Source organism: Prevotella pectinovora (assembly GCF_000834015.1).
Taxonomy (GTDB): Bacteria; Bacteroidota; Bacteroidia; order Bacteroidales; family Bacteroidaceae; genus Prevotella; species Prevotella pectinovora.
Map to the genome: position 1 here is coordinate 1 of NZ_JXQI01000056.1, position 14,021 is coordinate 14,021.

The following is a 14,021-nucleotide window of genomic DNA, read 5'->3' on the forward strand; positions in this document are numbered from 1 at the left end:
AAAAAAAAAAAAAGGTTGTTGAGGAGTTCCGGCGACATGTTCTCGTATTCGGCATCCATGTGGATATTCTCTCCGAAGTCGGTCTTTATACATTTCACTCCCATATCGAGAAGATTCTTCAGCAGACCTTTATACCAGTTTGTCGCCTTCTCGCTGGTGAAATCAATGGTGCCGGCATAGTCGAGGGCTGAGAAGTTGGAGCCTTCTGAATCCTGCTTTCTGGTGAGCTTGCAGATATAGTTGTTCTTGCGTGCCTCGTCAATCTGCTCTGCATCTTCTGCCACATACGGCAGCTGCCACAGCGACACCTTGAACCCTTTCTTGAGCAGTCCCTGCACAAAGGCTTTGGGGTCGGGGAAGCGTTCCTCGTTGAACTTCCATTCGCAGAGCCAGTCGGTCTTGAACCATCCCGTGTCGAGATGTATCACATCGCACGGATAATGCTCCTTGCGCAGACGGTCGCAGATGCCGTTCACCTCGTCGGCACTGAAATATGTCATACGGCTCATCCACACTCCGTAGCTCCATAGCGGCGGCATTGAGGGATAGCCGGTGAGGTCGCGATAGCCTCTTGTAATCTGCTCCACGGTGTCACCGCCGATGATAAAGGCGTCGATGAGAGCCTGGTCGCTGAGAAATTCCACCGACCGCGTTGACACTCCGGCGAGCGACAGCTTACTATATGCCGTGGTGTGATAGAACACGCCATACATGCGGCTGGAGATATAGAACGGTATGTTCTTGTATGTGCGGCGGTTGTTCACTCCCTGTCCGTCCTGGTTCTTCAGGAAGAAAGTCTGGCCGCTGAGATCCATCTTCCCGAAGCGCTCCCCTGTTCCGGCGAAGCACTCGTTCAGCTTGCATTCGAACGACAACGTGGCACGCTCTCTCCTGCCGTTCAGCTTGCAGTAAGCCAAAGGCAGGGCATCATAGCGTGGCGGCGAGAAGTGGTCGTAGGCGGCGAGTCTCACCTCATGTTTCCCGTCGGGATACAGTCGCATGTCGAGTGTGTCCTGCGGGTCGGGCAGCAGCTCGCTCCATCTGTCGAGCACCGGCTGCTGCATGTTTATCACCGCCCTTCTCACACCAGCGCCGTCGGTAATGATCCATTGGTCATCCACGAACTCCGCTTTCAGCGGCAACCGTTTCACACGAGCGCTCATCTGCAGCATCTCCGAGGTGTCTGAGGGTTGCTCTCCCCCGCATCCCATGAAGAGGCGGAGGATTCCGGGTTCATATTGTCGTATCACGAGAGTCTGTGTCTCCTGAAGCACATCGGTGTCGGGAGCCATATCGTTGGCAAGCTGCTGTTTCTGGAAAGGCACCTCCACGAGGATGTCTCCATCCTTCTCTCTGACGGATGTCGGCTTGTATGCCTTCCACAGCGACTCATCTCTTTTGAGGTCTGTATCGAAATCCATGAAATCGAACAGATGGTAGTTTGTTGGTCTCATTCTGTATTGTTGTATTCTATTGTTTTAGTAGTGGATTATCGCCTCAGTCTGCCGGCGGCTTCCTTCGTAGCCTTGTCCACCTTCGGTCCGTTGCCTTTTATCAGCATGTTCTTTCCCGGCTGGTTGTAGCCGAAGAGTTCCTTCGGACACCAGTTGCCGGTGACGGTATATCCGTCGGTGGCCTCATCGAAATAGATGTAGAAGGCGCGGTCGTTGGTGGCGTATGGAGCCTCATGCAGGTCTTCTATCCTGTTGTTCTTTATTTCTGATCCCGGCTGCGACGACAGGGTGTATATCCCTCCCACATCATAGAGCTGGCGGGCGAAGTCGTGCACGTAGTTGGCAACAATCCTGTTGTTGCGCATCCCGCTCTCCCGTGGGGTCCATCCCCACCCCACGCAGATGCCGGAGTAGTTGAGATGGTGCACCTCGTTATGGCTTATCTCGATATTGCTGACGTAGCCGGCTGCTATTCCCACACAGCTCCAGTCCTCGTTGGCGGCGTCGCTCACCTCATTGTCGGTAATCGTTATGGCGTCGCAGAGATCAGATGACACGAGCGGTTTGAAGGGCACATGGGTCTCGAAGCCTCCGTCGGGGAAATGTCCCACAAGGATTCCGGTGCCGCCGATGTCTGAGAAGGTGCATCCGCTGACCGTGGAACGGGATGCTGCCAACTGATAGTCGAGTGCTGTCGCTCCGAGATGGACGAAGCGGCAGTCCTTGAAGTCTATGCCGCTGGCATGACGGATGCTGACGGCAGCTTCAGGACGGGCTATCCAAGCCTGGTTCTCAAGCGATGCCTTCTCCGGCAGTCCCGGCTTCTGCAGCTTGTAGGCGTCTGTCATGCGGAAACCGCCCTGCAGCGTCACCAGTCCTTCGTATAGCGGACGTGTCCATGCGGAGTGGGCGAAAGTGATATTCTGGAACTGTATGTCGTGTACCGTGCGCTCCCTCGTGCCGTCAACGGAAGCCAACGTTTCCATCACCGGCACTATGGCCTCGACTGTAGTCATGTCTTCTCCCTCTCGTGGCAGATAGTATATCCTGCCGGAGGGATAGTCCTGATACCACTCTCCCGGAGCATCGAGCAGCTGTGGGGCGTTGACGAGGCAGAACGATGAACAGCCTTTCTCACCGTCTATCACGGGTTGTGGCCATGGGTGTTCGAATTCAAGCTGACTTTCAGGTTCATGGAATGACACCTGAGTGTAGCCATTGCCGAGGGGCCGCATTTCCTTTACTCTCAATATTGCTATCGCCCACCGCTGATGAACGAGCATTTCGAGTTCTCCTGCGCCGGAGAGATCTTCTTTTGGCGTGGGTATAGTGATGGTGCGTGATGCCGCATCGAAGTCTTTCATGCGAATCATCTCGCCATAACGGCCCTGCTGTGCCCTGACCGCCTTGTTGCCGTTTACCCACAGCTGGCGGCAGTATACTATCCTGTTTCCGCTTCTTGGAGCGTCTGCCACCCACACGCGGCTACGGACATTCTCAGGAATCCTCGTGTCTGAACATCCCTTATGCCAGCCGTCGAGAGGCATTCCTCCGCTTATCACCGTCGGTTTTCCGCCGTCATCACCGCATATCACAGTGGGTGAATCCGGTGTGCCGGAGTCTTCGGGGCGCAGGAACAGCGGTTTCTGCAGACGGTAGTCGCCGCCACTGAGGTGGATGCGGATGCCTCCAGCCGTTTCCTGTCTGTTGAGCCGGCGCCACTCCCTCGCCATCCTGATGGCGGCGGCAGGAGTGAGCAGAGGGGCACTGACTGTGCCAGGAGCGGCGTCGCTGCCTGTAGGAGCCACATATATGTCGCCTGCCATGACGGGTGTTCCCATAAGGAACAGCAGGAGTGATGAGAATATTGTCTTTATCATTGTCTTGTAGGTAGTTTTTTACGAAGGGAAAGGACACAGTATAATAATCCTCACCCTATATATCAAGACGTTGGCACACGCCTCTTTGTAATGCTCTTTATCATGAAAAAATCCGACAGACAGGTTTTCGCTGCAAGCCGGAACTGGAATATATGAAGAAAGCGGCAGACTAATCCCCAAACGGTAATCAGAACGTTTGTGGTTAATGCCGCCGCACTCCTCACTTTGCATCGTCTTTCGGAACGGAATTCTGCAGTATGTATCTGTACTCCTTTGGCGATGCTCCGAAACGGCTCTTCACGAACTTTCCGAAGAACGAGATATTGGGGAATCCCAGGCTGTCGGCGATTTCCTTCACCGACATGTCGCTATATTTGAGTTTCTGGGTCACCTGCTCGGCTATATACTCGTGTATCCACTCCAAGGCTGTCTTGCCGCTCACCGACTTGCACACCGTTGAGAGATATTTCGGAGTGACACAGAGCCGCTCGGCGTATGACTTCACGGAGCGGTCGCTACCGTTGACATTGGCAAGCATCTCTATAAAGCGATGGAACAGGAGTTCGCCCTGTCTGAAACCGGCATCCATCCTCTTGACATCCAGATTGGGGGCGATGATGGCGGCAAGCTCATAAAACATACAGTGGAACAACGACTGCATTATCTCCTTGTGGTAATAGCCGTGGGGATTGTCTATCTTGTAGCGTATGAGCGAATAGTATTTGTCGATGAGGAAGCGTGACTCGCCGGAGAGACGGATGACGGGGTTTCTCGCCACGTATGCCATGATGTTCCACACATCGCGGTTGATAATGAGACTCTTGCGCATCGCCTTGTATGACAGGGCCATGAGTTTCACCTCATAGTCGGGAGAACACTTGCTCTTGTTTATAAACGAGTTTGGCGGACATATCACCAAGTCGCCTGCCACAGCCTTCACGCTGACACCGTTGATGTCGCACTGCATCTCTCCCTTCTCCACAAAGCCAATCGTCACCATCTCGAGTCTCACCGTGCGTTCCACATGGGCACGGTCATTGCTGTTGAGCAACACGATGTCGCCATCGGTATAGTTCACCAGACCTTTCTCCACGAGATAGTCAATATTCACGTTCAGCTCTTTCTCTTCCATAAATATATCTGTCGTTAGATAAATAATTCTTTCCTAAGTGAAGGTAAAAGCATACCAATTTATTTTTTCACCGTCTCTAAAAATGTTCAGACCGCAAATATAGTCATATTTTCTTAAAACATTCTTTTTTCCAAAGAAAAGTGTTCAAAATATCCACAACTTGGAAATTAGGAACAGTATATCTGGCCGCTCGCTATTACTCATTAAAAGCCAAACAAAATCCACTCTTCTAAAAATACAAAATACAAGCAAGCCCTAACGACCGATTCGGGTTTAAAATGGGCACGATGCTTACCCATGTGGGGCAAGGTGCTTGCCCATCATGAGAACGCTGCTTACCCCGGATGGGCAGAATTGCTTTCCAAAGGTTGCCCAATACAGGCATATATTTCCATGGTCGTGTTTACAGAGTTCTGCCAATACAAGCAAATTCCTGACATCAGCAAAACACCGTTTATTTTTGCAACCAAAATGACTGCCAATAAAAAAAGCCACCCTTGTGCTCTCATATTACCTTTTTTTCATACTTTTGCATCTATAGACACAGCACAGACAGTCTGTGTGGCACGATAATAAACTACAACATCATGTTTGAGAAACATCTGACTTACGACGACCTCGACATCACCGACCGCGAACTGCTCATACAGATGGGCTACGGGGAGGCGGAGGCTGACGACGACACCAGACTGGAGATTGAGAGGATGAGACAGAGGGTGAGGGGTATACTGAAGCCACGATTCTGCTTTCACATCGAAGAGGAGGGAGAACTGGACAGCCACTCTAAGACGCTCACCACCGGCGGACACACGTTCGGCATCGGACCGATTATCACCTCACAGCTGCGCGGATCGGAGGCTTACGCATTTTTCGTGGCTACGAGCGGCATGGAGTTTGAAAGGCTGCAACGCCAACTGGAAGAGGAGGGCGATATGGTGAGGGTGTTCATCGCCGATGCCATGGGAAGCGTGATAGCAGAGAAGACCGCCGACATCATGGAGCGCTGGCTGCAGGTGTTCATAAACGGCAGAGGATGGAAACACACCAACCGGTTCAGTCCGGGCTACTGCGGATGGCACGTGAGCGAACAGCAGATGCTCTTCAGTATGCTGCCGGAGAAAGACCCTTGCGGAGTGAGGCTCACCGACTCGTCGCTGATGATTCCGATAAAGAGCGTGAGCGGTGTGACAGGACTCGGCAGGGAAGTGAAAAAGCTGGAATATACATGCGGATTGTGCAACTATGCCAAGTGTTACAAACGAAGGAAAAGGGAGCGGAAATAAGCGTTTGTTGTATGTATCCCACTTCTAAAGGTTTTTTCTATCTTGAGTTAAAGATAACAAAAGCGAACAAAAAAAAACGGTTTGAAAAAGACAAGGGATTGACTTTATTGCTATATTCGCAAAATACATAGAGATACACATTCTCAATCTATTGTTAATAGGTTACCATGCCGGGAGGCATTGACCTATGTGTATCATTTTTTAGCAAAAAAAGTGGTAATAGATTGTTTGTAGTTACTGACGACGGCAAGTCGTTGCCGCATTGGGGTGTCATAAGGTTAAAACTATTAAAGGATAACTATAAAATGACACCCCATTTTTTTATTTTATCCCCCATAGCTTCCTACTGTGCAGATGATTCCGCTGGCATCAGCCCTCTACCTGTGCAAATGATTCTACTGTCATCAACCACCTACCAGTACAAATGATTCCGCTGACATCAGCCCCCACCTATCCTCCCCCGTAGGGGAGGGACTGATTGCACAGGAGTATCGATTATTCTGAAATATCAATTGCTCTGGAGTATCTGAATTTCAACAACTTACCCACAAACCGGAGTAACCTGCATCTCCCCTACGGGGGAGAACGAGAGGGGGCTGATGTCAATAGTTGGAGTAACCTGTTCCTTCCCTTTGGGAAGGTTAGGATGGGTTATCCTACGGGGGAGAACGAGAGGGGGCTGAAGTTCAGTTGCAGAGTAACTATTTTCCCTCCCTTTGGGAGGGCCAGGGTGGGTTGTGTGGGTTGTGTGGGTTGCCCTGCCATCATCACTCTTTCTCCGTTTCCTTATATATGATAGGATTTGCACCGCTGGTAAGGGCGAGGGCCTCAGGATGGTCCTTGATATAGGAGTCGATGTGGCGCATGCGCTTCTCCTCCAGAATCTCGTCAACGGCAATGAGGATTCCCGTCTCCTCCACGTCGCCGAAGCCATCGTTGATGGCGGTGCCGAAGAGTTTCATCGTAGGACTGAGGTTCATGTATGCGTTTACGAGCGGCGGGATATTGTAGCCCATCTTTCGTATCTCACGGTTGAGAATCCTGTAGTCTGCCTTGAAATCATCCTCGCAGAATATCTCTTCGAGTTCCTTCGGGTCTGTCTCTATCTTGAGCGGCTCCATCGGTATCACGAGGTTCTCCTTGTCGTCGAAATGCTTCTTCAGGAAATACAGTATCATGTCCCTGCCCTTGCGGATATACGAGGGATACATGGTCATCTTGCCGAAGAAATACTTCACGTTCGGCATTATCACGGTAAGCGCTCCCAGTCCGTCCCACAGGTTGTCGAGGGCAAAGAGGCTCTTGGCTCCCATTCTGGAGCTCTGATAAGGAAGCGCCACGAAGGAGCGACCCAGCTCAATGGTCTGCGGCATGTATTCCTTCATGAACTTGTCGGAAAAATGGAACATGTGGCTCGTGGCGAGCACGGGCTGTCCGTTGGCGTCAACATCAACGTCGGTGCCAAGGATATAGCGATAGCCGCCGATGATCTCTTCAGCCTCCGGATTCCACACGATGAGCTGCTTGTAGCTGTTTGGCATGGTGTCGAACTCATCGATATCCATACTCTTGCCGGTGCCGCCGCCAGCCTCTCTGAAGGCTATCTCACGAAGACGGCCGATTTCCTTCATCACGTTGGGCGCTTCATGAGCCGTTACGATATATATTTCGTTGTTGCTCTTGTTTGTCATTCGCAGCTGGCGCTCTGGAGTGAGCTCCTGCTTGAGCAATTCCTTATCTATTGGCTGGATAATCTCTTGTTCCATTTTCTGATGATATTGTTGTAAGAATATCTGTTCTTTCTTGTTACTGACTTGTCTTTGTTTTCTCTTCCCTCTCTTCCATTACAGCTCATACACCTTGTCCTCTACGTAGAGTGCCCATTGCTTAGGTGTCTTGCTCTTGTCAAAGGTCTGCCACGGTATCGGCTTGCCTATCTTGATGGTGAATTCCTTGTGGACGTTCTTGTACATCTCGTCGACGAGGAACAGCATGGCGATATTGAACTTTATGCCGAGCCGCTTGCTGATGTTGGCAAGATTATAGAAGAAGTTGGAGTTCTGCCCTCCGAAGTGTATCGGCACTATGTCGCGGTGGTATTCCACGCTCTTCGTCACGAAGGTCTTCGTCCAGGGAATGTCGTGGATCCTGCCTTTTATACGCCTTGAACAGAGTCCGGCGGGAAACATCAGCATGTGGTTGTCGCTGTTGAATCCAGCCTCCACCATGGCGGGGAAATTGCGGCTCTGATGTCCGGTCTTGTTTATCGGGATACAGAGCGGGGCGAGTCCCGGCAGGTTCATGAGCAGGTCGTTCACGAGATATCTGAAGTTGCCGTCGTAGTGTTTTCCTATCACGGCTCCGAGCGCCACTCCGTCGATGCCTCCGAGGGGATGGTTGCTGACGAAGGTGTAGAGCTTGCCGTCGTTCTTGTCGGGCAGGTTCTCGGCGCCTTCAATCTTGAGCGTCATGTCGAGATACTTCACACAGTCTTCGAGCCACTCCACACCGATGTGGTCCTTGTGCTCCCACAAGAACGCGTTCACCTCTTTCTGGTGGATTATATGCCTAAGCCATCTGGTGAGTACTCCCGGCACGTAGCGTGCCTTGTCGCCCATCTTGTCCTTAAGTATTTTGTCTATGTCAATCGTATTCTCTGTTACTTCCATCTAATCCGGATTCTTTTCTCTTTTCATAAAAAAAACGAGGTCGAGAAGTGGCCTATCTTTTATGCTTATGCAAAAATAAGCTATCTTTTTCAAATATGTTACTTTTTTAACTAAAAAGTTGTCCAAGTCATATATTTATTACGATATAGTAACACTCGGGAGTTTATTTTCATCCCTGCAACGTGCAGAATGCGACAAAAGCGCATCTCATTCATATATCAGCGTGGTCATCCTGTCGGGGTCGAAGATGTCGAGTGCCGCCTGCTGTATTTCCCGCGCCGTTACGTTGTCGATGTCTGCCATCAGCTTCTCCACGTCTTTCAGCCAACCGTAATGAAGGAATGCCTTGCCGAAATCGAGGGCGAAGCTCTCCCTGTTGTCACATGCCACGCCTATCTGTCCCTTTATCTGGCGTTTGGCTGCCTTGAGCTGACTTTCTGAGAGGGGACGGTCCATAACGCGGTCGAGCTCGCGGCGCACGAGGCGAAGGCATTTCTTCACGTCCTTCGGGTCGCAGCCGAAATAGGTGCACCAGAGTCCGGTGTCGGAATAGCTCACCATGGAACTTTCCACCGTGTAGACAAGGGCGTTGCGCTCTCGCAGCGAGATATTGAGGCGTGCGTTCATGCCTGGTCCGCCAAGGATGTTGTTGAGCAGATAGAGGGGCAGACGGTGGTTGTCGTGTGCGCTGTACGCCCTGTTGCCCACCATGACATGTGCCTGATGGGTTCCCTTGTCGTGTACGATATGCTGGGGCTGGTATGGGGGCAGCGTTATGGAGGGTGTCACGTCGATAAGCGGCTGGGCGGCAGGAAATGCCGATGTGGCTCTCTTTAGCTGTCGCACCACGCTCTTGAAGTCTACGTCACCATATACGAAGAACACGGTGTTCTCCGGCCTGTAGTAGCGCTGCGTGAAGCGCAGGGCGTCGGCAGTGGTGTATGTACGGAGGGTGTCGGCAGAACCGAGGATATTGTGCCCCAGGGGATGTCCGGCGAAGATGGCATTCTCGAAATCGTCGAAGATGAGCTCTGCCGGCGAGTCGTTGTAGCTCTCTATCTCGTCGCATATCACTTCCACCTCCTTGTCTATCTCCGCCTGCGGATAGGTGCTGCCGAACACGATGTCGGTGAGGAGGTCTACGGCACGCGGGAAATGGTTTTTCAGAATGGCGGAATAGTACACCGTGTCTTCCTTGTTGGTAAAGGCGTTGAGGTCGCCTCCCACGCTCTCCAGCCTGTTGAGTATCTGCATTGCCGAACGGTGGCGGGTGCCCTTGAAGGTGGTATGCTCGCAGAAATGTGCCATGCCTTCCTCGCCTTCCTTCTCATCGCGTGTGCCGGCACACACTTCATATCCACAATACACCACGGGGGATGCTGACGGACAGTGGATAGCACGCAGTCCGTTGTCGAGAGTCGCCGTATTATATTTCATGTTGTCTGTCTCCATCTTTTAGTCGTGCAAAGGTAATGCAAAAAAGCGACTAAAATGAAAGAAACGGGATTTTATCCAAAATAGGCCACTAGGGCTTGTCTGGATTTTGGTGTTTTTAGAAGAGTGGATTTTGTCTTTTTATCACAAATCGGGAGGCTTTAGACTGTTTTTTCCGGAGGGGGCATCAGGCTGTTGGGGGCTTGGAAGATAAGCATTCCGGCGGCATAGCGCAAAAAAAGGCCGCTGCGACTATTGTCCAGCGACCTTTTACATCAGTATGTTATGAAAAATTTGAGAGAATGAAGCTTCACAGCTTCGGAGTTGTTTTAATAATATTGTTTTGAGAAAGCATAGAAAAAATTTCTTATTTCAGTATTGCGGAGACAGCCACGGTTTTCTTCAGCGTGTCCATCTTCACGGAGTCGCCCATCGCCACCGACGGACCGTTGTGCACCTTCGGTGTCACGGCAACGGCAGCTGGCATCTCGTCGCCCTCTTCGTTGAATGCCATCTGCGAGGCATTTCCGAGGGTCAGGATTATAGCCACCACGGCGGCGGCCTTGAATAGCGGCATCATGCGCTGACGCAATGTCACCACCTTTGCCTTCACCGTCACAGGCTCGCCAATGAGAGCCTCCATTCTTGCGTCGAAGTCATCACCGAGCACGTTCTCCTCCTCAGCCTTTGCATAAGCAAACAACGGCTTGTATGGGAGAAGGCTTGCAGGGATGTCGTCCTGACAGAAGAATGCTTTCAGGATAGCCTCCTCCTCAAGGGTGGTCTGGCTGTTCCAGTAGCGCTCCAATAGCTGTTCGATGTATTTATAATCCATATTCTGCATTTTCGTTGAACTTTTGTTTTACTGCCTGTCTCGCACGGTAGATATTCACCTTTACCTGTTCTTCGCTGATGGAAAGCACCTCGGCGATGTCTTTGTAGCTCTTGCCTTCGAAATCGCGCAGCTGCATGCAGGTTTTCTGCTTCTCCGGCAGCCCATCCACGATTCGCTTCACCATCTCCAGCATGTCGCGCTGTTCGGTGCGCTGGTAGGGAGTAGCCATGCTTGTGGCACGAGGCTCCAATGTGTCTTGGTCGAGCGACTCTTCGCGCCACGACGAGCGCTTGGTCTTGTCGAGAGCTATGTTCCTGCATATCGTTAGGCTGAACGCCTCTATCGAGTCGATGTCTTGCAGGGTGTCCCGCCGGTCCCAGACTTTCATCAGCGTATCCTGTACGACGTCTTCTGCTTCCTCCTTGTTCATCGTGATGCGGAGGGCAAGGCGGAAGAGCACGTTTTTCAACGGCAGCACATCGTTTCGGAAACTGACTATTTTCATTTGCCTCTATTGTTAAGACGATTAGGTTTTGAAGAAGTTACAGAAATGGGCAACTTTTCTATGCTTTTAACTTTTATTCAGATTCTACGGGTCGTTTGGCATCCTTTTCCGGATATCATCTATATCCCGGTTTTCCTTAGCCAAACTATCCCACCCTACCCTCTTTTGCGTAAAGGTATGGATGGGATAATCATGGTTTGCCTACTGTATTATTCGAGATAGGTGTATCCGTAGAGTCCTGACCTGTAGTTGGAGAGGAATTCCTTGCCCTCTTCCAATGAGATCTTGCCTTGCTTCACGCTCTTTGTCACCCAGCGCTCAAGCTGTCTGACGAGCTCTTTCGGCTTGTACTGCACATAGCTGAGCACCTCTTCTACGGTCTCGCCGTCGAAAATCTGGTCGATGCTGTATTTGCCGTCTTTCACTGAGATATGTACGGCATTGGTATCGCCGAAGAGGTTGTGCATATCACCGAGGATTTCCTGGTATGCTCCCACAAGGAACACTCCGAGATAGTATGGCTCGTTCTTGCGCACGGTGTGTACGGGCAGGATATGCGATATGTTGCGGTTTGTCACGAAGTTGGCAATCTTGCCGTCGCTGTCGCAGGTGATGTCCTGTATCGTGGCGCTGCGCGTAGGTCTCTCGTTGAGTCTCTGCAGCGGAACGATCGGGAAGAGCTGGTCTATGGCCCAGCTGTCGGGCAGCGACTGGAAGAGGGAGAAGTTGCAGAAATACTTGTCGGCAAGCAGCTTGTCGAGTTTCTTCAGTTCCTCTGGCTGATGCTTGAGGGTCTTTGCCATACTGTTTATCTCGCGGCATACGCTCCAGTACATCCTCTCTATCTCGGCACGTGTCTGAAGGTCTACCATGCCATGGCTGAAGAGGTCGAGTGCCTCCTCGCGTATCTGCTCGGCGTCGTGCCAGTCTTCCATCATGGAGCGTGGGTTGAGGTTGTCCCAGATTTCGTAGAGGTCTTTCACGAGCTTGTGGGCACCATTCTCCGGCTCGAACTCCTCGTTCATCTCCGGCAGTGATGCCGTTTCGAGCACGTCGATGACGAGCACCGAGTGATGGGCAGAGAGCGACCGTCCGCTCTCGGTGATGAGGTTGGGGTGATGTATGCCGTTGGCGTTGGCTGCCTCAACGAAGGTATAGAGACAGTCGTTCACATACTCCTGTATGGAGTAGTTCACGCTGCTCTCGCTGTTTGAAGAGCGTGTGCCGTCGTAGTCTACTCCCAGTCCGCCACCGCAGTCAACGAATTCCACGTCGTATCCCATCTTGTGGAGCTGAATATAGAACTGCGATGCCTCTCTGAGGGCTGTCTGAATGCGGCGTATCTTGGTTATCTGGCTACCGATATGGAAATGGATGAGCTTGAGACAGTCTTTCATGTTCAGCTTCTCCAGCTTCTCCAGTGCGGCGAGGAGCTCCGAACTGGTGAGTCCGAACTTGCTGGCGTCGCCGCCGCTCTCCTCCCATTTTCCGCTTCCCGACGAGGCGAGCTTGATGCGCACGCCGAGGTTAGGACGCACACCGAGTTTCTTGGCTGCCTTCGAGATGATGTCTATCTCGTTGAGCTTCTCCACCACGATGAAGATGCGCTTGCCCATCTTCTGTGCGAGGAGGGCGAGCTCGATGTAGCTCTGGTCTTTGTATCCGTTGCAGATTATGAGCGAGTCGCTCTGACACTGCACGGCGATGACGGCATGGAGCTCCGGCTTGGAACCGGCCTCAAGACCGAGGTTGAACTTGCGGCCATGGCTGATGATCTCTTCCACCACGGGCTGCATCTGGTTCACCTTGATAGGATATATCACGAAGCTCTCTCCCTGGTAGTCGTAGGCCTTGGCTGCCTTCTCAAAGCAGCTTGAGGTCTTCTCGATACGGTTGTCGAGGATATCGGGGAAGCGGAGCAGCACTGGCGGTGTGATGTCTCTCAGGGCAAGTTCGTCCATCACATCACGAATGTCTATCTGTGTATTGTCCTTACACGGAGTGACATATACGTCTCCCTTGTCGTTGATGCCAAAGTAGGATGTGCCCCACCCAACCATATTGTACAAATCCTTGGAGTCGTCAACAGTCCATTTCTTCATTTGTCTTAGCTTTCTACTATTATTAAAAATATATTTTTCATGACTCGTCCCTGCCATTTTCCTCCTGCATCACAGGGGGGAATGGCCGTGGGACGAAAGGATTAACTCTGATTATTGTCTGTTTCTATTTGATTATGCATTACGATTTCTGCAAGCCGCCTGCCTCTGTCGTGTCTCCATGGGTTCAGCATTTCAGCATCCGGCGTATCTTCCTCACCGACACTCTCACCTTGTCTCTGGAATCGAGCACGTTGACGTCGAGCACGTGTTTCGCCTTGCTGTAGTATGGTTCCCGTTGCTGGAGCTGCTGTTTGACGAAGGCTTCCACTTCTTCGGGAGTCTTGTTCAGCAGCAGCGGCCTCACGCTCTTTCCCATCTTCAGATGGGCATAGAGCACTTCGGGGGTCGCCTTCAGATACACCGTCTCGCTCTGGAGGTTCAGATAGTCCATGTTGTCGAAGAAGCAGGGGGTACCTCCGCCGCAGCTTATCACCACGTTTTCAAACTCTGCCACCTCGTGGAGCATGTTGCGCTCTATCCGGCGGAACCCTTCCTCGCCTGACTCCTCGAAGATCTGTGCCACGGTGCGGCGCATGCGGCTGGTGATATACCAGTCGAGGTCGTAGAACATCAGTCCCATGTCTTTGGCAAGCATACGTCCCACGGTGGTCTTGCCGGCTCCCATATATCCGATAAGGACTATTCTGTGCATAGGCTCTGTATTGGG

At 51.7% G+C, this 14,021-nt stretch carries 11 protein-coding genes; 1 reads left to right on the forward strand and 10 read right to left on the reverse strand.

Annotated features, from left to right (window positions below; genetic code table 11):
- From ST42_RS06885 to ST42_RS06895, 3 genes are all read right to left on the reverse strand, one after another.
- Positions 1 to 1,454, reverse strand: a 1,454-nt coding sequence (locus ST42_RS06885; RefSeq protein WP_044072952.1) for a TIM-barrel domain-containing protein, incomplete at its 3' end; no start/stop codon positions are given.
- A gap of 35 nt (positions 1,455 to 1,489) precedes the next feature.
- Positions 1,490 to 3,334: a right-handed parallel beta-helix repeat-containing protein gene (locus ST42_RS06890; RefSeq protein WP_044072954.1), complete on the reverse strand. Its 1,845-nt coding sequence runs from the start codon at positions 3,332 to 3,334 to the stop codon at positions 1,490 to 1,492.
- A 220-nt stretch (positions 3,335 to 3,554) separates the two neighbouring features.
- Complete coding sequence (locus ST42_RS06895; protein ID WP_052488265.1) at positions 3,555 to 4,466, reverse strand: helix-turn-helix domain-containing protein; 912 nt, start codon at positions 4,464 to 4,466, stop codon at positions 3,555 to 3,557.
- Positions 4,467 to 5,053: 587 nt separating this feature from the next.
- Between ST42_RS06895 and ST42_RS06905 the strand changes: the two genes are divergently transcribed.
- On the forward strand, positions 5,054 to 5,749 hold the full coding sequence (locus ST42_RS06905) for a vitamin B12 dependent-methionine synthase activation domain-containing protein (protein ID WP_044072956.1): 696 nt from the start codon (positions 5,054 to 5,056) through the stop codon (positions 5,747 to 5,749).
- Positions 5,750 to 6,516: 767 nt separating this feature from the next.
- On the opposite strand, the gene ST42_RS06910 is transcribed toward ST42_RS06905, so the two are convergent.
- The 7 genes from ST42_RS06910 to ST42_RS06940 all read right to left on the reverse strand — a co-directional run bounded on the left by ST42_RS06910 (position 6,517) and on the right by ST42_RS06940 (position 14,006).
- A complete protein-coding gene (locus ST42_RS06910; RefSeq protein ID WP_022317487.1) occupies positions 6,517 to 7,515 on the reverse strand; it encodes a GNAT family N-acetyltransferase in 999 nt (332 codons plus the stop codon).
- 78 nt (positions 7,516 to 7,593) lie between these two features.
- Positions 7,594 to 8,418: a glycerol acyltransferase gene (locus ST42_RS06915; protein ID WP_042518113.1), complete on the reverse strand. Its 825-nt coding sequence runs from the start codon at positions 8,416 to 8,418 to the stop codon at positions 7,594 to 7,596.
- Positions 8,419 to 8,625: 207 nt separating this feature from the next.
- Positions 8,626 to 9,855: a M16 family metallopeptidase gene (locus ST42_RS06920; protein WP_044072967.1), complete on the reverse strand. Its 1,230-nt coding sequence runs from the start codon at positions 9,853 to 9,855 to the stop codon at positions 8,626 to 8,628.
- 364 nt (positions 9,856 to 10,219) lie between these two features.
- Positions 10,220 to 10,687: a hypothetical protein gene (locus tag ST42_RS06925; RefSeq protein WP_042518127.1), complete on the reverse strand. Its 468-nt coding sequence runs from the start codon at positions 10,685 to 10,687 to the stop codon at positions 10,220 to 10,222.
- Positions 10,677 to 11,192 carry an RNA polymerase sigma factor gene (locus ST42_RS06930; RefSeq protein ID WP_042518111.1) on the reverse strand — a complete coding sequence of 172 codons (516 nt, stop codon included), beginning with the start codon at positions 11,190 to 11,192 and terminating at the stop codon, positions 10,677 to 10,679. Before ST42_RS06930 ends, ST42_RS06925 begins: the two co-directional genes overlap by 11 nt.
- Before the next feature lie 209 nt (positions 11,193 to 11,401).
- Positions 11,402 to 13,294 carry a biosynthetic arginine decarboxylase gene (gene speA / locus ST42_RS06935; RefSeq protein WP_044072958.1) on the reverse strand — a complete coding sequence of 631 codons (1,893 nt, stop codon included), beginning with the start codon at positions 13,292 to 13,294 and terminating at the stop codon, positions 11,402 to 11,404.
- Between the two features lie 184 nt (positions 13,295 to 13,478).
- The gene (locus ST42_RS06940) at positions 13,479 to 14,006 is read right to left on the reverse strand and encodes a shikimate kinase (RefSeq protein ID WP_044065675.1); all 528 of its coding nucleotides are present in this window, start codon (positions 14,004 to 14,006) and stop codon (positions 13,479 to 13,481) included.
- Between the last annotated feature and the right edge of the window lie 15 nt (positions 14,007 to 14,021).

Bases quoted from the DNA above. Each gene is read 5' to 3' on its own strand.
- ST42_RS06925 (WP_042518127.1), bottom strand. From the start codon at position 10,687: ATGGATTATAAATACATCGAACAGCTATTGGAGCGCTACTGGAACAGC.
- ST42_RS06930 (WP_042518111.1), bottom strand. From the start codon at position 11,192: ATGAAAATAGTCAGTTTCCGAAACGATGTGCTGCCGTTGAAAAACGTG.
- ST42_RS06915 (WP_042518113.1), bottom strand. From the start codon at position 8,418: ATGGAAGTAACAGAGAATACGATTGACATAGACAAAATACTTAAGGAC.
- ST42_RS06905 (WP_044072956.1), top strand. From the start codon at position 5,054: ATGTTTGAGAAACATCTGACTTACGACGACCTCGACATCACCGACCGC.
- ST42_RS06895 (WP_052488265.1), bottom strand. From the start codon at position 4,466: ATGGAAGAGAAAGAGCTGAACGTGAATATTGACTATCTCGTGGAGAAA.
- ST42_RS06920 (WP_044072967.1), bottom strand. From the start codon at position 9,855: ATGAAATATAATACGGCGACTCTCGACAACGGACTGCGTGCTATCCAC.
- speA (WP_044072958.1), bottom strand. From the start codon at position 13,294: ATGAAGAAATGGACTGTTGACGACTCCAAGGATTTGTACAATATGGTT.
- ST42_RS06940 (WP_044065675.1), bottom strand. From the start codon at position 14,006: ATGCACAGAATAGTCCTTATCGGATATATGGGAGCCGGCAAGACCACC.
- ST42_RS06910 (WP_022317487.1), bottom strand. From the start codon at position 7,515: ATGGAACAAGAGATTATCCAGCCAATAGATAAGGAATTGCTCAAGCAG.
- ST42_RS06890 (WP_044072954.1), bottom strand. From the start codon at position 3,334: ATGATAAAGACAATATTCTCATCACTCCTGCTGTTCCTTATGGGAACA.